Source organism: Micromonospora sp. AP08 (genome assembly GCF_008085935.1).
Lineage (GTDB): Bacteria > Actinomycetota > Actinomycetes > Mycobacteriales > Micromonosporaceae > Micromonospora > Micromonospora chersina.
In genome coordinates this window covers 111,554-129,668 of sequence record NZ_VSEZ01000004.1, presented here as the reverse complement: position 1 = coordinate 129,668, position 18,115 = coordinate 111,554, and the positions used below count along the sequence as shown (strand labels likewise).

17 protein-coding genes are annotated in these 18,115 nt (G+C 72.4%); 14 read left to right on the top strand and 3 right to left on the bottom strand.

Annotated features, from left to right (window positions below):
- Nucleotides 1-23: 23 nt before the first annotated feature.
- The 10 genes from FXF50_RS09035 (at nucleotide 24) to FXF50_RS08990 (ending at nucleotide 11,479) form a co-directional block, all read left to right on the top strand.
- Nucleotides 24-1,223: an FAD-dependent monooxygenase gene (locus FXF50_RS09035; RefSeq protein ID WP_148426770.1), complete on the top strand. Its 1,200-nt coding sequence runs from the start codon at nucleotides 24-26 to the stop codon at nucleotides 1,221-1,223.
- Between the two features lie 218 nt (nucleotides 1,224-1,441).
- Entirely contained in the window at nucleotides 1,442-2,203 is a 762-nt protein-coding gene (locus FXF50_RS09030) for an ABC transporter ATP-binding protein (RefSeq protein WP_148426769.1), read from the top strand.
- Nucleotides 2,190-2,882 (top strand): ABC transporter ATP-binding protein, encoded by a 693-nt coding sequence (locus tag FXF50_RS09025; protein ID WP_148426768.1) that lies wholly within the window; start codon nucleotides 2,190-2,192, stop codon nucleotides 2,880-2,882. Before FXF50_RS09030 ends, FXF50_RS09025 begins: the two co-directional genes overlap by 14 nt.
- A 49-nt stretch (nucleotides 2,883-2,931) precedes the next feature.
- Nucleotides 2,932-4,182: an ABC transporter substrate-binding protein gene (locus tag FXF50_RS09020; protein ID WP_148426767.1), complete on the top strand. Its 1,251-nt coding sequence runs from the start codon at nucleotides 2,932-2,934 to the stop codon at nucleotides 4,180-4,182.
- A gap of 7 nt (nucleotides 4,183-4,189) precedes the next feature.
- Nucleotides 4,190-5,071: a branched-chain amino acid ABC transporter permease gene (locus tag FXF50_RS09015; RefSeq protein ID WP_091309901.1), complete on the top strand. Its 882-nt coding sequence runs from the start codon at nucleotides 4,190-4,192 to the stop codon at nucleotides 5,069-5,071.
- Entirely contained in the window at nucleotides 5,068-6,087 is a 1,020-nt protein-coding gene (locus FXF50_RS09010; RefSeq protein ID WP_148426766.1) for a branched-chain amino acid ABC transporter permease, read from the top strand. Before FXF50_RS09015 ends, FXF50_RS09010 begins: the two co-directional genes overlap by 4 nt.
- Before the next feature lie 184 nt (nucleotides 6,088-6,271).
- Entirely contained in the window at nucleotides 6,272-7,600 is a 1,329-nt protein-coding gene (locus FXF50_RS09005; protein ID WP_148426765.1) for a glycosyltransferase 87 family protein, read from the top strand.
- Nucleotides 7,601-7,647: 47 nt separating this feature from the next.
- Nucleotides 7,648-8,808, top strand: a complete 1,161-nt coding sequence (locus FXF50_RS09000; protein WP_222866042.1) for an acyltransferase — start codon at nucleotides 7,648-7,650, stop codon at nucleotides 8,806-8,808.
- Nucleotides 8,809-9,293: 485 nt separating this feature from the next.
- Nucleotides 9,294-10,859 (top strand): MFS transporter, encoded by a 1,566-nt coding sequence (locus FXF50_RS08995; protein ID WP_148426764.1) that lies wholly within the window; start codon nucleotides 9,294-9,296, stop codon nucleotides 10,857-10,859.
- An 11-nt stretch (nucleotides 10,860-10,870) separates the two neighbouring features.
- Nucleotides 10,871-11,479: a TetR/AcrR family transcriptional regulator gene (locus FXF50_RS08990; protein ID WP_148426763.1), complete on the top strand. Its 609-nt coding sequence runs from the start codon at nucleotides 10,871-10,873 to the stop codon at nucleotides 11,477-11,479.
- A 259-nt stretch (nucleotides 11,480-11,738) separates the two neighbouring features.
- Here the strand turns inward: FXF50_RS08990 and FXF50_RS08985 are convergent, their stop codons facing one another.
- The 3 genes from FXF50_RS08985 to FXF50_RS08975 all read right to left on the bottom strand — a co-directional run bounded on the left by FXF50_RS08985 (nucleotide 11,739) and on the right by FXF50_RS08975 (nucleotide 15,328).
- Nucleotides 11,739-12,095, bottom strand: a complete 357-nt coding sequence (locus tag FXF50_RS08985) for a hypothetical protein (protein WP_148426762.1) — start codon at nucleotides 12,093-12,095, stop codon at nucleotides 11,739-11,741.
- Nucleotides 12,096-12,611: 516 nt separating this feature from the next.
- Nucleotides 12,612-14,531 (bottom strand): helix-turn-helix domain-containing protein, encoded by a 1,920-nt coding sequence (locus FXF50_RS08980; protein ID WP_148426761.1) that lies wholly within the window; start codon nucleotides 14,529-14,531, stop codon nucleotides 12,612-12,614.
- A gap of 14 nt (nucleotides 14,532-14,545) precedes the next feature.
- Entirely contained in the window at nucleotides 14,546-15,328 is a 783-nt protein-coding gene (locus FXF50_RS08975; RefSeq protein WP_148426760.1) for a 3-hydroxybutyrate dehydrogenase, read from the bottom strand.
- Nucleotides 15,329-15,497: 169 nt separating this feature from the next.
- Between FXF50_RS08975 and FXF50_RS29250 the strand changes: the two genes are divergently transcribed.
- From FXF50_RS29250 to ruvB, 4 genes are all read left to right on the top strand, one after another.
- The gene (locus tag FXF50_RS29250; protein WP_187399591.1) at nucleotides 15,498-15,779 is read left to right on the top strand and encodes a DUF1905 domain-containing protein; all 282 of its coding nucleotides are present in this window, start codon (nucleotides 15,498-15,500) and stop codon (nucleotides 15,777-15,779) included.
- A 94-nt stretch (nucleotides 15,780-15,873) separates the two neighbouring features.
- Nucleotides 15,874-16,401 carry a crossover junction endodeoxyribonuclease RuvC gene (ruvC, locus tag FXF50_RS08965; RefSeq protein WP_148426758.1) on the top strand — a complete coding sequence of 176 codons (528 nt, stop codon included), beginning with the start codon at nucleotides 15,874-15,876 and terminating at the stop codon, nucleotides 16,399-16,401.
- Nucleotides 16,398-17,000 (top strand): Holliday junction branch migration protein RuvA, encoded by a 603-nt coding sequence (gene ruvA, locus FXF50_RS08960; protein WP_148426757.1) that lies wholly within the window; start codon nucleotides 16,398-16,400, stop codon nucleotides 16,998-17,000. The genes ruvC and ruvA overlap by 4 nt, the downstream gene beginning before the upstream one ends.
- A complete protein-coding gene (gene ruvB, locus FXF50_RS08955; RefSeq protein WP_148426756.1) occupies nucleotides 16,997-18,061 on the top strand; it encodes a Holliday junction branch migration DNA helicase RuvB in 1,065 nt (354 codons plus the stop codon). The genes ruvA and ruvB overlap by 4 nt, the downstream gene beginning before the upstream one ends.
- Nucleotides 18,062-18,115: the final 54 nt, after the last annotated feature.

Below are 18,115 nucleotides of genomic sequence, written 5' to 3'. Positions count from 1 at the left end.
ACGCGCGAACTCGGGAGAACACCATGAACGACAGGACCGTGCTCATCTCCGGCGCCGGCGTGGCCGGCCCCGCCCTCGCCTTCTGGCTGCGCCGGCACGGCTTCGCCGTGACCGTGGTGGAACGCGCCGACGGTCTGCGGCCCGGCGGTCAGGCGGTCGACGTGCGGGGGACCGCCCGGGAGGTGGTCGACCGGATGGGGCTGACCGCCCGGGTCCGGGCCGAGACCCTCCGGGAGAAGGGCATGGCGTACGTGGGCGAGCGGGGCGCGGTGCGCGCCCGGCTGCCGGTGCACGCCTTCGGTGGGGAGGGCATGGTGGCCGACATCGAGATCGAGCGCGGCGACCTGGCCCGGCTGCTGTACGAGGCGACCCGGGACGACGTCGAGTACGTCTTCGACGACTCGATCGAGACGCTGGAGCAGACCGGGGACGGGGTCCGGCTCACCTTCGACCGCTCCGCCCCGCGCACCGTCGATCTGGTGATCGGGGCGGACGGCTCGCACTCCCGCACCCGGGCCCTCGCGTTCGGCCCCGAGTCGGCGTACGTCCGGCCGCTCGGCGCGTACCTGGCGTACTTCTCCACCCCGTACCGGGACGAGACCGGCTGGTTCCTGCTGCACAACGCCCCCGGCGGCCGGGTGGTCGGCACCCGCCCGACCCGCGACGGCCGGACCGCCGCCTTCTTCAGCTTCCGCTCCGGCGAACTCGACGTGGACCGGCGGGACCCGGCCGCCCAGCAGCGGCTGCTCACCGAGCGCTTCGCCGGCGTCGGCTGGCGCGCCCCCGAACTGCTGGCCGCCGCACCGGACGCCGGCGACTTCTACTTCGACCGGTACGGCCAGGTGCGGATGGACCGGTGGAGCGCCGGGCGGGTGGCGCTGCTCGGCGACGCCGCCTGGTGCCCGTCCCCGCTCACCGGGCAGGGCACCAGCCTGGCGCTGGTCGGGGCGTACCTGCTGGCCGGCGAGCTGGCCGCGGCCCGCGGCGACCACGCGGTGGCCTTCCGCCGCTACGAGGAGCTGCTGCGGCCGCACGTGACCCGCGGCCAGGAGCTCCCCGGCGGAGGCATATCCGGGTTCCTGCCGGCCAGCCGGGCCGCGATCCGGATGCGCGACGCGTCGATGCGGGCCATGACCTCCCGCCCGCTGCGCGGGCTCGCCACCCGGCTCTTCTTCAGCAAGGCGGACGGGTTGGACCTGCCGGAGTACGCGACGGCCCGGTGACGGTGCCGCACCACATGTCGACGGCGGCCGATCCGTCCGGTTGCCCACCGACGGGCTCGCCCCCTATGGCGGGCGAGCCCGTGCGCTCCCGGCCGAATGTGTGGAGGATCGACATGGCTCGGCTCTGCCGGTGCGCCGTAGGTTTCCTCCACGCGACGGCCCTGTGACCCCGGTCACCGACCTGGCCGCCGCGGGACGGACGTGCGGAGGGTGAGGCGATGGCCGGCCAAGCGATCCTGTCGGCCCGTGGGCTGACCCGGGACTTCCGGGGCTTCCGGGCGGTCGACGGGGTCGACCTCGACGTGGCGCCGGAGACCGTGCACGCCCTGGTGGGGCCGAACGGCGCCGGCAAGACCACCCTGTTCAACCTGCTCACCGGATTCCTGCCGCCCAGCGGCGGCCGGATCGAGCTGGCCGGCCGGGACATCACCGGTCTGCCCCCGGAGCGGGTCGCCCGGCTGGGCGTGGCCCGCTCCTTCCAGATCACCAGCCTCTTCCCGCAGCTGGGCGCGCGGGAGCACGTCGAGCTGGCCCTCCAGTCGCCGAGCGGCCTGGGCTGGCGGTTCTGGCGCTCGGCGAAGCTGATGCGCCGCTACCGGGACCGGGCCGACGAACTGCTCGCCATGGTCGGCCTCGCCGAGCTGGCCGAGGCCCCGGCCGAGGCCCTCGCCTACGGGCGCAAGCGCGCCCTGGAACTGGCCATCGCGCTCGCCCTCGACCCGAAGGTGCTGCTGCTCGACGAGCCCACCGCCGGGATGGGGCTGGAGGACGTGGACCGCACCGTCGACCTGATCGCCCGGGTTCGCGAGGGCCGGACCGTGGTCATGGTCGAACACAACATGAGCGTGGTGGGCCGGCTCGCCGACACGGTCACCGTCCTCCAGGCCGGCAAGGTCCTGGTCGAGGGGCCGTACGAGCAGGTCCGCGCCGACGAGCGGGTCATCACCGCCTACCTGGGAGCCGCGGATGCTGCGCATTGAGAACCTCTCCGCCTGGTACGGCGAGGCCCAGGTGCTGCGGGAGGTGAGCCTGGAGGTGGCCGCCGGCGAGGTGGTCACCCTGGTCGGGCGCAACGGCGCCGGCAAGTCCACCCTGCTGCGGTCGGTGATGGGGTTGCACCCCGGCCAGCGCGGCACGGTCCACTTCGCCGACCGGGACGTCACGAAGCTGCCCGCGTACAAGCGGGCGCGGCTCGGGCTCGGCTGGGTCCCCGACGACCGGGGCGCGTACGCCACCCTGACCGTCACCGAGAACCTGACCCTGCCGCCGCGCGTCGGCCCCGACCCGTGGCCGCTTGCGCGGGTGTACGAGGCGTTCCCCGCCCTCTACAGCCGGCGGGACTCGGCGGCCACCATGCTCTCCGGCGGCGAGCAGCAGATGCTCGCCCTGGCCCGGGTGCTGCGGATGGGCGCCCGGCTGCTGCTCTGCGACGAGCCCACCGAGGGCCTGTCGCCGCTGCTCGTGCAGCAGGTCGGCGACCTGCTGCGGGAGGCCAAGAAGCACGGCGTGACCGTGCTGCTGGTCGAGCAGAACCTGCACTTCGCCACCGGCGTCGCCGACCGGCACTACCTGCTGGCCGAGGGACGCATCGCGGAGGCGATGGACAACTCCGAGGTGCGCTCGCGGGAGCGCGAGCTGCTGGCGTACCTCGGAATCTGACAACCGACGGCTGACCCGCGCGGACCGCGCGGTATGAAGGGATTTCGACATGCGGAGAAGCGTGGGTGTGGCCGCCGCCTCGGCGGCGGTGCTGGTGGTCGCCGGCTGCGGCGGCGGTGGCCCGCAGTCCGGCGGCGACTCGAAGCTGACCGGCGACAAGATCGTGTTGGGCGTCCTCAACGACCAGTCGGGGGCCTACTCGGAGCTGTCCGGGCGGAACTCGGTCAAGGCCGTGGAGATGGCCATCGCCGACTTCAAGGCCAAGTACGGCGACAAGGCCGTCACCAAGAACATCAGCGTGGAGACCGCCGACCACCAGAACAAGCCGGACGTGGCCAACAGCAAGGCCCAGGAGATGTACGACCGCAAGGGCGTCGACGCCATCCTCGACGTGCCGACCTCGTCGGCCGCCCTGAAGGTCGCCGACGTGGCCAAGGAGAAGAAGAAGCTCTACTTCAACATCGGCGCGGCGACCACCGACCTGACCGGCAAGAGCTGCAACAAGTACACGTTCCACTACGCGTACGACACCTACATGCTGGCCCACGGCACCGGCACCGTGACCACCGAGCAGGTCGGCAAGAACTGGTACATCCTCTACCCGAACTACGCGTTCGGGCAGGACATGGAGAAGAACTTCTCCGCCGCCATCACCGCGGCCGGCGGGCAGGTGGTCGGCAAGGACGGCGCGCCGTTCCCGAACACCAGCGGCGACTACTCCTCGTTCCTGCTCAAGGCCCCCACGCTGAACCCCAAGCCGCAGGTGCTCGGCACCATGCAGGCCGGCGCCGAGCTGGTCAACGTGGTCAAGCAGTACAACGAGTTCAAGCTGCGGGACAAGGGCGTCGGGCTGGCCGTCGGCCTCATGTTCATCACCGACATCCACTCGCTCACCCCGGCCGCGCTCGCCGGCACCACCTACACCGACGCCTGGTACTGGAACTTCGACCAGCAGAACCGGGAGTGGGCCGACAAGTTCCAGAAGGAGACCGGCACCCGGCCGTCCTTCGCCCACGCGGCCAACTACTCCGCCGCCATGCAGTACCTGGAGGCCGTGCAGGCCGCCGGCACCGACGACGCGGACACCGTGGTGAAGGGCCTGGAGGGCAAGGAGGTCAACGACCTCTTCCTGCGCAACGGCAAGATCCGCGCCGAGGACCACCGGGTCATCCACGACGCGTACCTGGCCCAGGTGAAGCCGCAGGCCGAGGTGGGCGAGCCCTGGGACTACGTGAAGATCCTCAAGACCATTCCGGCGGCCGAGGCGTTCCGGGCCCCGTCGGCCGACTGCAAGATGTGACGGGCTGATGTCGGGTTTCCTGCAGAACACGTTCAACGGGCTGGTGGGCGGGGCGTTCTACGCCCTGCTCGCCCTCGGGCTCGCGGTCATCTTCGGCATGCTCCGGGTGGTGAACTTCGCCCACGGCGCCTTCTACATGCTCGGCGCCTTCGGGGCGTACGTGCTGCTCGCCGAGGCGGGCGTGCCGTTCTGGGCCGCGTTGGTGATCATGCCGCTGGCGCTGGGCCTGCTCGGCATGGTGCTGGAGCGGGCGGTGATCCACCGGCTGACCCGGCTCGACCCGCTCTACAACTTCCTGCTCACCTTCGGCCTCACGCTGATCCTGCAGGACCTGGTGAAGTCCCGGTACGGCGTGCAGTCCAGCCCGTACGCCACCCCGGCCGAGCTGAGCGGGACGGTCGACTTCGGACTCTTCGACTTCCCCACCTACCGGGTCTTCATCCTCGGCTTCACCGTGCTGCTCTGCGTCGCGGTCTGGTGGGTGCTCGGGCGGACCCGGGTCGGCATGGTGGTCCGGGCCGCCACCGAGCGTCCCGAGCTGACCCGGGCGTTCGGCATCGACGTGGGGAAGTGGGTCACCCCGGTGTTCGGCTTCGGCATCGCCCTGGCCGGGCTGGCCGGGGTGCTCGCCGCCCCGATGCGGGCGGTGAACCCGCTCATGGGCGCCGACCTGATCATCGTGGTCTTCGCGGTCGTGGTGATCGGCGGGCTCGGCTCGATCTTCGGCTCGGTGGCCGCAGGCTTCGGCATCGGCCTCATCCAGGCCTGGGGCGAGGCGTACCTGTCGGACTTCCCGATCGTGTCGCAGACCGTCGTGTTCGTGGTGATGGCCGCGGTGCTGCTCTGGCGGCCGGCCGGCCTGTTCGGCCGTGAGGAGGCACCGGCATGACCAGCGCCGTCGACACCCCCGCCGAGGAGTCGGCCCGGCCCGCCTCGCCGTCCGGGCTGCTCACCGTCGCCCGGGCGCCCGGCTGGGTCCGGTACGCGCTGCTCGCCGCCGGCCTGGTCGTGGCGCTCTGGCTGCCGAACGGGCTCTACCCGGCGGTGGCCGTGGACATCCTGTGCTGGGCGCTCTTCGCCGTCTCGGTGGACCTGCTGCTCGGCTTCACCGGGCTGATGTCCTTCGGGCACGCCGCCTTCTGGGGCACCTCGGCGTACGTGACCGGGCTGGTCGCGATCCACGCCGGCCTGCCCTTCCCGGCGGCCGTGCTGGCCGGCGCGCTGGCCGCGGCGCTGCTCGCGCTGCCGATCGGCTACCTGGCGGTCAAGCGCACCGGCATCTACTTCGCCATGGTCACCCTGGCCTTCGCCCAGATGGTCTACTACGTGGCCAACGAGTGGCGGTCGGTCACCCAGGGCGAGAACGGCCTCCAGGGCGTGCCGCGCTCCTTCTTCGGGGTCGACCTGACCGACGACTACTACTTCTACTACGCGATCCTGCCGATCGTGCTGCTCGGCCTGCTCGCCGCCTGGCGGATCGTGCACTCGCCGTTCGGCCGGGTGCTGGTCGGCATCCGGGACAACCCGGCCCGGGCCCGCGCGCTGGGCTACCCGGTGCACCGCTACAAGCTGACCGCGTTCGTCCTCTCCGGCTTCCTGGCCGGGCTGGGCGGCGGGCTCTTCGCGGTCGGCCACCGGTTCGTCTCGCTGGACGTCCTGCACTGGACCACCTCCGGCAAGGCGGTCATCGTGGTGGTGCTCGGCGGCATCGGCACCCTGTGGGGCGGCGTGCTCGGGGCGGCCCTGGTGGTCCGCCTGGAGGACTGGCTGTCGTTCTCCGGCTTCGAGGCCATCGGCCTGGTCACCGGCGGCATCTTCGTCCTCGTCGTCCTGCTGTTCCGGCGGGGCATCTGGGGCACCGTCGCCCACCTGCTCCGGCGCCGGGGAGCGGCCCGCCGCGGATAGGTCCCCTCGGGGACAGCTTCGGGGGCGGCCGTGCCCGTCCGGCCGGTCAGGCGTGGCTCCCGCGCCGGTCACGGCCGCCCCGCCGGCTCATGACGATGAGCGATTGATTGGCTACGGTAAGTCACGAAAGCGAGAGGGGTCGTTACCCCCCGTGTGGGCGTTCCGGGCTAAGATTCGGCCCACTATGGTCATCCAGCGCATCCGCCGGTTCGCCGCCGGCGTGGCGGCCGATCATGCCGCCCGCCCGCGCACCGCCCTACCGAACTGGCTCCTCGCCCCTGGCGTGGCCATGCTGGCCGCTTCGCTCGCGGCATACGTCGCCTTCCTGCGCGACCACCCGTTCGTCGGGACCGACTTCATGATGTACCTCGGGGCCACCCACGCGTTCCTGGACGGGCAGCCCGTCTACCAGCTCGGGTACACCTCGATGGGTCTTCCCTACACCTACCCGCCGATCACCCTGCCGTTCCTGGTCCCGCTGACCTGGTTCGACGACCGGGTCGCCCTGCACATCATGAACACGCTGGGTGTCCTGGCGATGCTCGCGGCCCTGTGGTTCACCACCCGGATGCTCGGCTACGAGGGCACCCGCGGCCGCCTCGGTCTCGTCGCCGCCACCGGCGCGATCCTGGTCTGGACCGAGCCGCTCCAGCGCAACCTCGGCCTCGGCCAGATCAACATCCTCGTCATGCTGCTGGTCGTGGCCGACCTCGCGCTGTCCGATCGGAGCCGGTTCAAGGGCGTCGGCATCGGCGCCGCGACCGCCACCAAGCTGCTGCCCGGCCTCTTCGTGCTCTACCTGCTGCTCACGCGGCGGATCCGGGCCGCCATCGTCGCGACGGCCACCTTCGCCGTGCTCACGCTGCTGGGCGCGATCATCCAGCCGGGCGGCTCGTACGACTACTGGCTGACCGGGCGGGCGTTCGACTCCCACCGGGTGCTGATGATCCTCAGCCCCCGCTACGGCGGCAATCAGTCCCTCCAGGGCTTCACGGCGCGCCTGCTCGAGACGGACCAGCAGAACACCATCTGGTGGATGCTGTCCGTGGCCGTCGTCCTGGTCGCCGGCCTCGCCCTCGCGACCGCGCTCCAACGGCACGGGGAGGAGGCCATGGCGATGGTCGTGGTGGGCCTCACCACGCTCCTCATCTCGCCGGTGAGCTGGTCGCACTACTGGATCTGGATCGGCCCGCTGGCGGTCGTCCTCGTCGACGTCGTACGCCGCTGCCACGGACGGGCGCGGGTGCTGGCCGGCGCCGTGGCGGTCGCCGCGATCCTGCCCTTCCTCATGTGGCCGGGTCCCTACCGCGGCCACGTCATCCCGCGGGGCCTGATCTGGAGGTCCGGCACCATGGACGGCCTCGCCCGGCGGCTCGCCGTCGACGCCTACGTGCCGACGGTGCTGGTACTCTTCGCCCTCGCCGCGCTGTGGCTCTACTGGCGCTCCCGCCGCGCGCGGACGGATGTGCCGGCGGTGCCGAACGCGCCGGCCGTCGGCGTCGCCGGCTCATGACCACCTTTCCCGACCGGCGCGACCGCCGTGACCACCAGGAGGCGTCGATGACGCAGGCGATGGACGAGCGCGCGGTCGCCGCGCCGACGATCGACCCGATTCAGCCCGGCCAACGCCCGAAAGTGCCACGGCAGGTCGGTGCGCCGGCGCCGGCCGCCGGGACCGCTCCCGCCCGACGACCGCGCCTGCTGGTCCTCGACGGGCTGCGCCTCGGCGCGGCCCTCATGGTGGTCGCCTACCACCTGGTGGGCGACAAGATCGGCGTCTGGGACGCCTCCGCCGCGACCAACTTCGGCCCGGTGCACTCCGTCGCCAAGTACGGCTTCCTCGGCGTGCAGCTCTTCTTCATCATCAGTGGCTTCGTCATCTGCATGAGCGCCTGGGGCCGTTCCGTCGGAGACTTCTTCGTCTCCCGGGTCGTGCGGCTCTACCCCGCCTACTGGTTCGCGGTCCTGCTCACGGCCGCCGTGCTCGTCGCCGTGCCCCGGGGCCCCCGGGTCCAGGCCCGCGAGGTGGTGGGCAACCTGACGATGATGCAGGACTTCCTCGGCATCCGGCACCTCGACCTGTCGTACTGGACGCTCACCGTCGAGATGTGCTTCTACATCTTCTTCGCCGTCCTCGTGGCGCGCGGCCTGTCCTACCGCGGTGTGGTGGCCTTCTGCGCCATCTGGACGGTCGCCTCGCTGATCGTGCCGAAGCTCGGCAGCCCGTGGCTCACCAACGTGGTGGCGGCCAGCCACTCCAGCTACTTCATCGCGGGCATCGCCCTCTACCTCATCCACCGCTTCGGGCCGAGCCTGCTGCTGTGGTCGATCGTCGGCCTCTCCTGGCTGATCGCGCTCACCCGGCTGCCGAACCTGGCCCAGGCCCGCGACGTCGCCTACGCGCCGACGGCCGTCATCGTGACGCTCTTCTTCCTCGTGATGGCGGCGGTCGCCCTGAACCGCTTCGCCTGGGTCAAGGCCGGCTGGGTCGCGACCGCCGGAGCACTGACCTACCCGCTCTACCTCATCCACCAGACGGTCGGGCTCGCCGTCATCGAGCGGGCCCAGGACCTCATGCCGCCGTGGGTGCTGATCACCGCCCTGGTCGCGGCCCTGCTCTTCGCCGCGTGGCTGATCCACCGGCTCATCGAGCGGCCCGTCGCCCGCTGGATGAAGCGGCAGCTCAGCGCGTCCATGCGCCAGGTGCGCGAAGCCAGCTGACGAGGCCGCGGGGCACGACCGCCCCGCGCCGCCGGCACATTCCTCCGGCGGGCGCATCCGGATCGCGCCGTCCCGACGAGCCCCGGGGTAGTGGAGTGCTACCCGGGGGTACGTCTGGTGCTGACCCAACCGGTGCCGGCCGACGCCGTCGAGCCGGCCCGCAAGCAGCTCCGCGCCGCCGCCGAGGACCTGGACGACCACGGCCACCGGCCGCGCACACCGCCTGGTCCGCCTCCGGAAGGACTTTCCCGGGGTACGCCTGCACGCCGCCGGCCCGGGCTGGATCGAGCCCGTGGCGCCGCTCTCGGCCCGCCTCACCTCGCTGGCCGAGCCGACCGCCGCCTGCCTGGTCCCCCCGGCGGGGTGACCTGGAGCACAAACGATACGAACCGGTTCCGTATCGAAACACTCTCACCTAGGCTCGGCAGTGTTACGAGTCTGTCCCGTATCGTATTTGACGCGGGTGAGTCGGGGGGAGAACCCGAGTGGAACCGCACGAGAACACCGGACACCCGAGGAGGTGGGCGATCCTGGGGGTGCTGGTGATCAGCCTCCTCGTGGTCGTCCTCGACAACACGATCCTCAACGTCGCCCTGCGTACCCTCGCCGACCCGGTGCACGGCCTCGGGGCCAGCCAGGGCGAGCTGGAGTGGGCGATCAACTCCTACACCCTGGTCTTCGCCGGGCTGCTGTTCACCTTCGGCGTCCTCGGCGACCGCCTCGGTCGCAAGCGCTTCCTGATGGTCGGCCTGGCGCTGTTCGGGCTGGCCTCGCTGCTCTCCGCGTACGCCCAGGACCCGGGCCAGCTGATCGCCACCCGTGCCCTGATGGGCGTCGGCGGCGCGGCCATCATGCCGGTGACCCTGTCGATCATCTCGAACGTGTTCGACCCCCGGGAACGGGCCAAGGCGATTGGCATCTGGGCCGGCGCGGTCGGTCTGGCCGTGGCCATCGGCCCGGTGCTCGGCGGCGCCCTGCTGGAGCACTACTGGTGGGGCTCGGTCTTCCTGATCAACGTGCCGGTCGTGGTGCTCGGCGTGGTGCTCGTGGCCGCCCTCGTCCCGGAGTCCCGCGACCCCCGGCCCGGCCGGGTGGACGTGCTCGGCGTGCTGCTCTCCGTGGTCGGCCTGGTCGCCCTCACCTACGGCATCATCGACGGCGGCGAGCACGGCTTCGACCGGCCGCGAGTGTGGCTGGCGATCGTCGGTGGGCTCGCGGTGCTCGGCTGGTTCGTCGCCCATGAGCTGCGCAGCGACCACCCGTCGCTGGACGTCCGGCTGTTCCGGGTGCCCCGGTTCGCCGCCCCGGTGGCGCTGGTCGGCCTGGTCTTCTTCGCCGCCATGGGCGTCATGTTCTTCGGCGCGTTCTACCTCCAGCTGGTCCGCGGCTACAGCCCGCTGGAGAGCGGCCTGCTCTTCCTGCCCTTCGCGGCCGCCCAGCTGATCTTCGCGCCGCGCAGCGCCGCCATGGTGCGCCGCTACGGCGGCCGGGCGGTCGCCGGGGTCGGGCTGCTGCTCACCGCCGCCGCGCTCGGCGCGTTCGTGCTCATCGACACGGACACCCCGATCTGGATCTTCTCGGCGCTGGGCTTCGTGCAGGGCGCCGGGATGGCCAACATCATGCCCCCGGCCACCGAGTCGATCATGTCGGCGCTGCCCCGGGAGAAGGCCGGCGTGGGCTCGGCGGTCAGCAACACGGTCCGCCAGGTGGCCGGCGCCCTCGGCGTGGCGGTCCTCGGTTCGGTGCTCTCCGCCGTCTACCGCAACGACGTGGCCACGGCCGTGTCCGGCCTGCCCGGCCCGGTCCGCGACGCGGCCCAGGAGTCGATCTCCGGGGCGTACGCCGTGGCCGGTCGGCTCGGCGCCGGCGCCCCCCGGCTCATCGACGCGGCGAACACCTCGTTCGTCTCGGCGATGCACTGGGCGGCCGGGGTGTCCGCGCTGGTGGCGCTTCTCGGCTTCGTCATCGTGCTGCGCTGGATGCCCGGCCGCCCGGTGATCGAGACCGACGCCCGGCCGGCCACCGAGCGGGAGTTGGCCGGGACCGCGTAGGTTCGGGGACAATGTCTGACATGACCTCTACGGCTGATGCTCCGCGGTCGCCCGGGCGACCGCGGAGCGTCCGCGCGGACGAAGCGATCATCGAGGCCACCCTCGACCTGCTTGCCGAGGGCAGCACCATCGAGGCGCTCTCCATCGAGGCGATCGCCGCCCGCGCCGGAGTTGGCAAGGCCACCATCTACCGCCGCTGGTCCGGCAAGGACGCGCTGCTGCTGGACGCGCTGCGCCGGCTCAAGGGCGTCCCGCCCCGGACCGGCGGGCGTTCGGTGCGCGACGATCTGGTGCTGCTGGTCGGTGCCGTGGGCCAGCACGTCGACCCGCGGGTCCGCAAGATCATGCCGTGCCTGGTGCCCGAGGTGAGCCGCAGCTCGGCCCACCGACAGGCCTACGAGGCGATCATCGAGCCCCGGCGCCAGGCGATGCGCGAGGTGCTGCGCCGCGCGGTGGACAGCGGGGAGCTGCGCGCCGACCTCGACGTCGAGCTGGCCATGGCGCTGCTCACCGCGCCGATGCTGACCCAGCGGATGCTGCACTGGCACCCCGAGCTGGACGAGCCGATCCTGCCCGAGCGGATCGTGGACGCCGTCCTGGACGGCCTGCGCGCCCGCTGACCCGCAGGCCCGACGGGTCAGCCGGCGCCACCCGCGGGGCTCGCCGCCCCGCCGATCCCGGCCGACACCGGACCATCAATGGCCTCGCTCACCGTGCGCACTGGAAGATTTGAAGGAGAGGCCACCCCCGATATAGGGGATAGCCTCTCCTCGGCGCACTCACGCTCAGTTAACTAGCGATTTTCCTCAAGAAATGTCCGCAACGTTTGACGCATTACGACGTGACCGCAGGGCTGTCCAATGCGACCATATTGCCACCCTACAGAGTGTAAGTCCTGCAGGAAGAGTTGCCGACGGGCTGGTCCTCGCAAATGGAGAACCCGAGGACGTCGCCGCTGAACGTTCTGTTCCCGCAGCCGGCGGCCGAGCCATTGCCGTCGCCGACCGTGTTGCCGCCCGTGCTGCCCCTGACAATGAAGGTGGCATATACGCCGTTGCCGTCCTTCTCCATGTCGCACACCTCGACCCACCGGCGGTCAGCGCCTACCCCCGCGTAGTCGCTCCCCTCGTATCCGCGGAAGTAAGAAGCCGCTTGGGCCGGCACGGCGACGATTAGCACGAGCGCTCCCGCGCCTGCAAGCACCGAGGCGACCCGGCGGCCAGTGAACCTGCTCATACTGTGTCTCCTTTGGACGGTGGACAGTGGACTCGCGTCGGTGTGACGCAGCCACGGAATCATAACCACCACTTTCTCGGTGATCAATGGGTGCAGTGGAATCGGCAGTATTGGACTGGTGTCCGCTGTGCGACCTTGAACCGGTAATCCACATGGCGTATCTTGGAGCGGGCGATGTATGCGAATCTCGATTTGGCGCGTCGGCTCAGCCGACGATTGTGGCCGCCGATAGTCGCGGTCGTTGAGGGTAAGTACCGCACGGCAGCGAACTCGGCCTTGATTCAGCCTAGTCAGGACGCATAGGCCGGCAAGAATACCACCTCGCCCGGTTGGTCGTACCCGGCGCGGACCTGGGGTGGTTGTGCGGGGAGAAGTTGTCCAGACCCACCTACAGGGTCGGGGCTCCAGATCACTGAAAGCGCTGCTGCTGGCGCCCGAGCTGGACGACCGCGTCCTGCCGGAGCAGATCGCCGACGGTGTCCTGGACGGCCTCCCCGGCGGTGAGTCGGGTGCGGTTCAGCCGGCGGGCGTACGCAGCCGGTGCAGGCGCAGGGCGAGCTGCACCTCCAGGGCACGCTCCGGCTTCTGCCAGTCCGCGCCGAGCAGCTGACCGACCCGCTCCAACCGCTGGGTCACCGTGTTGACGTGCACGTGCAGCAGCTCCGCCGCCCGGGCCAGGCTGCCACCCACCCCGAAGTACGCCTCCAGGGTCTTCACCAACGCGGTGCCCCGCCGGGCGTCGTAGTCCACCACCGGCCCGACCGTGGTGGTGAGGAAGCGGGCCACGTCCCGGTCGCCCGAGTCCCCGACCGCGCCCAGCAGCAGCCCCACGAAGCCCAGCTCGGCCGTGCTCGCCCCCTGCCCGGCCCGGCCCAGCGCGCCCAGCGCCGTCAGGCACCGCTCCGCCTCGGTGAAGGTGACGGCCAGCGAGGCCGGACCCGTGGACGGCCCGCTCGACCCGGCGGTCACCGGCCGGCCCGTCACCCGCGACAGGTCCCGGGCCACCGCCCGGGCCGCGCCGCCCGCGTCCTGGCCGGGCAGCATGAGCACCACCCGCCCGTCGCGCGCCGCCGCCAGCCCGCCCCGCGTCGAGGCGTACGTGGTGGCCCAGGAGAGCACCCGCTGCCGGGCCGAGCCGGTGGCGGCGATCGCGTCGTCGCCGACCGCCACGAGCACGTGCGGGGAGTCCAGGTCCACGCCGAGCCGGCGCGCCCGGCTGCGCAGCGCGTCGGTGTCCCGCAACGGCCGGGCGATCAGGTCGTCCAGCAGCTCGCCGCGGACCCGCCCCTCCGCCTCGGCCACCGTGCGGCGGAACAGCAGCAGCAGCGCGGTCACCAGCGCCGCCCGCTCCAGGATCCGCTGGTCGGCGTCGACCAGCTCGCCGTCCGGGCGCAGCACCAGCGCGCCCAGGTTCTCCGCGCCGGCCACCACGGCGGCGTACCAGAGCGGACCCCGGCGCACGCTGCGCCCCTCGGTGCGGGACGCGGCCACCGCCTCCACGATGTCCGCCCGGTCCGGCTCCTCGATCTCGCCCACCCGGGCCAGCCGCCGCCCCTCGGCGTCCAGCGCCAGCAGCGCCCCGCCGAGCACCTCGGTGACCGCCGCCGCCACGTCCTCCATCCCGCCGCCGCGCACCACCAGGGCGGTCATCCGGTCGTGGGCGGCGGCCGCCCGCTCCACCGAGCTGCTGTGCGCCCGGATCGTGCTGTTCGCCGCCGACAGCTCCTCCAGCGCCGACCGGGTCTCGGCCAGCAGCCGCGCGGTGTCGATCGCCACGGCGGCGTGCGCGGCCAGCGAGACCAGCAGCGACACCTCCTCGCGGGCGAACGGCCGGGCGGAGCGGTTGGCCGCGTACAGCACGCCGATGACGCTCGACCCGAGCCGCAGCGGGACGCCCAGGATGGCCACCAGGCCCTCCTCGCCCACCCCGCCGTCGATCTCCCCGGTGTGCTTGAACCGGTCGTCCTCCTGGTAGTTCGAGGTGACGTACGGGGTGCCGGTCTGCGCCACCAGGCCGCCCAGGCCGTCGCCCATCTCCAGCCGCAACCGCTGGAACCGGGCCGAGATCGAGCCGTCGGTGACCCGCATGTAGGTGTCGCCGCGCTCGTCGTCGTTGAGCGTCATGTAGGCCACGTCGGTGCCGAGCAGGATCCGCGCCCGGTGCACGATCGCGCGCAGCACGTCGTCCAGGTCGCGGAGGCCCGCCAGGTCGCTGGCCGTGTCGTACAGGCCGGAGAGCTCGGTCTCCCGGCGGCGCCGCCGCTCCAGCAGCGCGCGGACCCGCAGCGCCACCAGCTTCGCCTGCTCCAGCTCGGCGAGGCGTTCGGCGGGCAGGCCGGCGGCGCGGGCGGCGACCAGCGGGCCCTCGAACTCGACCGGGGCGGCCTCCCGCGCCAGCAGCTCCAGGAACTCGACCGGCGACGACATGACCGACATTGTGCGCGAGGCCACTAGTTGGCCGTCCAGCCCCCGTCGAGGGCGATCGACGCGCCGGTGATGAACGCGGCGGGCGGCGAGCACAGGTACGCGACCAGCTCGGCCACCTCCTCCGGCTCGATCAGCCGCTTGATCGCCGCCCGGGCCAGCATGATCTTCTCGACCACCTCGTCCTCGCCGATGCCGTGGCTTGCCGCCTGGTCGGCGATCTGGCTCTCCACCAGCGGGGTCCGCACGTACGCCGGGTTGATGCAGTTGGCGGTCACCCCGTGCGCGGCGCCCTCCAGCGCCACCACCTTCGACAGCCCCTCCAGGGCGTGCTTGGCCGAGACGTACGCCGCCTTGTACGGCGAGGCGCGCAGCCCGTGCACCGAGGAGATGTTGACGATCCGGCCCCACCCGTTCGCGTACATCCGCGGCAGCGCCCGGCGGATCAGCAGGAACGGTGCCTCCACCATCACCCGCTGGATGTACTCGAAGCGCTCGACGGGGAAGTCCTGCAGCGGTGCGACATGCTGCAGACCGGCGTTGTTGACGACGATGTCCACGTCGACGTCGAGCCGGTCCACCGCCTCCGGGTCGGCCAGGTCGACACCCTCCGCCCGGCCGCCCGCCTCCGCGGCCACCGCCTTGGCCGCCTCCACGTTGCGGTCGACCACCAGCACCGCCGCGCCGGCCGCCGCCAGGCGCAGGGCGCAGGCCCGTCCGATGCCGCTGCCACCACCGGTCACCAGCGCGACGCGACCGGAGAGGTCGACGTGCACGACGTGGGGGACCGCCACGGGTTCTGCCGTCATGGCGCAAGAAGTTACGAGCTGTGTGGCCGGCGGCACATGGGGCGGCGACACATACTCGACCGCTTCAGTGTGTGGCGCCCGCCGCCTCGCGCCGGGCCGGGCCGCCGCCACGTGTCAGGGGGCCGTGCGACGGTGGCCCGGGTCGATCCGGCGGAGAGTGGAGGCGTACATGGCGGGCGGGACGACGTCCTTCGAGGTGACGCTGGTGCGCTGGTCCGGTGGCGGCGGCTGGGTGTTCGCCCCGGTCCCGCCGGATCACGCGCCGGACGCGGCCGGCCCGTTCGGCCGGGTGCCGGTGACCGCCACCGTCGACGGCCGCACCTGGTCGACAAGCGTCTGGCGGGACCGGCGGGCCGGCTGGCTGCTGCCCGTCCCGGCCCGGATCCGCGCCGGCAAGGACCACGGCGACCCGGTCACCGTCGCGGTCGAGGTCGACCCGACGCGGCGCTGACCGGACAGCCGGGCGTGTCCCGCCCGGCGGCCGTCCGACCGCACCAGTAGGGTGTCGAACACACGTACTGCTGGCGGCTGGGGGAGGAGGCGGCGTGCGCGTGCTGGGCGTCGACCCGGGGCTGACCCGGTGCGGGGTCGGCGTGGTCGAGGGCGTGCCGGGCCGCCCCTGCACCCTCGTCGCCTACTACGTCGTCTACACCGACCCCGCCGACGAGCTGCCGCTGCGCCTGCTGCACCTGGACCGCTCGCTCACCGACCTGGTCGCCGAGCACCGGCCCGACGCCGTGGCCGTCGAGCGGGTGTTCAGCCAGCACAACGTCCGCACCGTGATGGGCACCGCCCAGGCCAGCGGGATCGCCGTGCTCGCCGGGGCCCGGGCCGGGCTGCCCGTGCAGACCTACACCCCGAGCGAGGTGAAGGCGGCGGTGACCGGTTCCGGTCAGGCCGACAAGGCGCAGATGACCGCCATGGTCACCCGGCTGCTGCGGCTGCCGGAGCCGCCCCGCCCGGCCGACGCCGCCGACGCCCTGGCGCTGGCCATCTGCCACGTCTGGCGCGGCGGCACCCGGTCCAAGCTGGCCGCCGCGGCGCAGCGGGCACGACGAGGAGGAGCGCGATGATCGCCAGCGTGCGCGGCACGGTGACCGCGACCGGTCCGGACCACGCCGTGGTGGAGGTGGGCGGCATCGGCCTGGCCGTGCAGTGCGCCCCCGGCACCCTCGCCGAGCTGCGCGTCGGCCAGCCCGCCCGGCTGGCCACCAGCCTGGTGGTCCGGGAGGACTCGCTCACCCTCTACGGCTTCGCCGACGACGACGCCAAGCAGCTCTTCGAACTGCTCCAGACCGCCAGCGGGGTCGGCCCGCGGCTGGCCCAGGCGGTGCTGGCCGTGCACACCCCCGACGCGGTGCGCAAGGCCATCGCCAACGCCGACACCGCCGCGCTGACCCGGGTGCCCGGCATCGGCAAGAAGGGCGCCGAGCGGCTCGTCCTCGAACTGCGCGACCGGATCGGCCCGGTGCCGATCGGCCCCGAGGGCGCGGCCGGGGTCACCGCCGGCGCCTGGCCGGAGCAGGTCCGCCAGGCCCTCGTCGGGCTCGGCTGGACCGCCGCCCAGGCCGAGCAGGCGGTGGCCGCCGTCGCGGAGACGATCGACGGGGAGACCCCGCCCGTGCCGGTCCTGCTCAAGCAGGCCATCCGCCTCCTGGGCCGCACCCGATGACGGGGGAGAACCTGGTCTCGGCGTACGTCAGCGACGCGGAACGGGACGCGGAGGCCAGCGTCCGGCCCAAGCGCCTCTCCGAGTTCATCGCCCAGGATCGGGTTCGCGACCAGCTCGACCTGTTGCTTCAGGGAGCCATGCGGCGCGGCTCCCCGCCCGACCACATCCTCCTGTCCGGGCCGCCCGGCTTGGGGAAGACCAGCCTCGCCAACATCGTGGCCGCCGAGCTGGGCTCGGGGATCCGGGTGACCAGCGGGCCGGCCATCGAGCGCTCCGGCGACCTGGCCGCCATCCTGACCAGTCTCGCCGAGGGCGACGTGCTCTTCATCGACGAGATTCACCGGATCGCCAAGCCGGCCGAGGAACTGCTCTACAGCGCCATGGAGGACTTCCGGGTCGACGTGGTGGTCGGCAAGGGTCCGGGGGCGACCGCCATCCCGCTCGACGTCGAGCCGTTCACCCTGGTCGGCGCGACCACCCGGTCCGGCCTGCTCACCGGACCCATGCGGGACCGGTTCGGCTTCGTGGCCCACCTCGACTTCTACTCCCCGGCCGACCTGGAGACGCTGCTGCACCGGTCCGCCCGGATCCTCGGCGTGCCGATCACCACCGACGGCGCGGCGGAGATCGCCGGGCGGTCCCGGGGCACCCCCCGGATCGCCAACCGGCTGCTGCGCCGGGTGCGCGACTTCGCCGAGGTCCGCGCCGACGGGGTGGTCAACCTGGAGACCGCCCGGGCCGCTCTCACCGTCTACGACGTCGACGCGCTGGGCCTGGACCGGCTGGACCGGGCGGTGCTCACCGCGCTGGTCGACTCCTTCCGGGGCGGCCCGGTCGGGCTGTCCACCCTCGCCGTGGCGGTGGGCGAGCAGCCGGACACCGTCGAGGAGGTGTGCGAGCCCTTCCTGGTCCGGGCCGGGCTGCTGGCGCGTACGCCGCGCGGCCGGGTCGCCACGGCGGCCGCCTGGCACCATCTGGGGCGTACGCCGCCGAATGGTACATTTGGCGCGGATGCCCCTCCGGTGCCCGATCTGTTCTCGGCGCAGACCGATCAGGCGTGATCCGAACGTGATCTGTGCCGCATTCGGTGTTCTCAGGTGCAGGGATTAGACTTC

What these genes read in the sequence shown, in the direction of transcription:
- FXF50_RS08975 (WP_148426760.1), bottom strand. Translation starts at nt 15,328, where the DNA reads ATGACGGCAGAACCCGTGGCGGTCCCCCACGTCGTGCACGTCGACCTC.
- FXF50_RS09025 (WP_148426768.1), top strand. Translation starts at nt 2,190, where the DNA reads ATGCTGCGCATTGAGAACCTCTCCGCCTGGTACGGCGAGGCCCAGGTG.
- ruvB (WP_148426756.1), top strand. Translation starts at nt 16,997, where the DNA reads ATGACGGGGGAGAACCTGGTCTCGGCGTACGTCAGCGACGCGGAACGG.
- FXF50_RS08990 (WP_148426763.1), top strand. Translation starts at nt 10,871, where the DNA reads ATGTCTGACATGACCTCTACGGCTGATGCTCCGCGGTCGCCCGGGCGA.
- ruvA (WP_148426757.1), top strand. Translation starts at nt 16,398, where the DNA reads ATGATCGCCAGCGTGCGCGGCACGGTGACCGCGACCGGTCCGGACCAC.
- FXF50_RS09005 (WP_148426765.1), top strand. Translation starts at nt 6,272, where the DNA reads ATGGTCATCCAGCGCATCCGCCGGTTCGCCGCCGGCGTGGCGGCCGAT.
- FXF50_RS09015 (WP_091309901.1), top strand. Translation starts at nt 4,190, where the DNA reads ATGTCGGGTTTCCTGCAGAACACGTTCAACGGGCTGGTGGGCGGGGCG.
- FXF50_RS29250 (WP_187399591.1), top strand. Translation starts at nt 15,498, where the DNA reads ATGGCGGGCGGGACGACGTCCTTCGAGGTGACGCTGGTGCGCTGGTCC.
- FXF50_RS08980 (WP_148426761.1), bottom strand. Translation starts at nt 14,531, where the DNA reads ATGTCGGTCATGTCGTCGCCGGTCGAGTTCCTGGAGCTGCTGGCGCGG.
- FXF50_RS09010 (WP_148426766.1), top strand. Translation starts at nt 5,068, where the DNA reads ATGACCAGCGCCGTCGACACCCCCGCCGAGGAGTCGGCCCGGCCCGCC.
- FXF50_RS09030 (WP_148426769.1), top strand. Translation starts at nt 1,442, where the DNA reads ATGGCCGGCCAAGCGATCCTGTCGGCCCGTGGGCTGACCCGGGACTTC.
- FXF50_RS09035 (WP_148426770.1), top strand. Translation starts at nt 24, where the DNA reads ATGAACGACAGGACCGTGCTCATCTCCGGCGCCGGCGTGGCCGGCCCC.
- FXF50_RS09020 (WP_148426767.1), top strand. Translation starts at nt 2,932, where the DNA reads ATGCGGAGAAGCGTGGGTGTGGCCGCCGCCTCGGCGGCGGTGCTGGTG.
- FXF50_RS09000 (WP_222866042.1), top strand. Translation starts at nt 7,648, where the DNA reads ATGACGCAGGCGATGGACGAGCGCGCGGTCGCCGCGCCGACGATCGAC.
- FXF50_RS08985 (WP_148426762.1), bottom strand. Translation starts at nt 12,095, where the DNA reads ATGAGCAGGTTCACTGGCCGCCGGGTCGCCTCGGTGCTTGCAGGCGCG.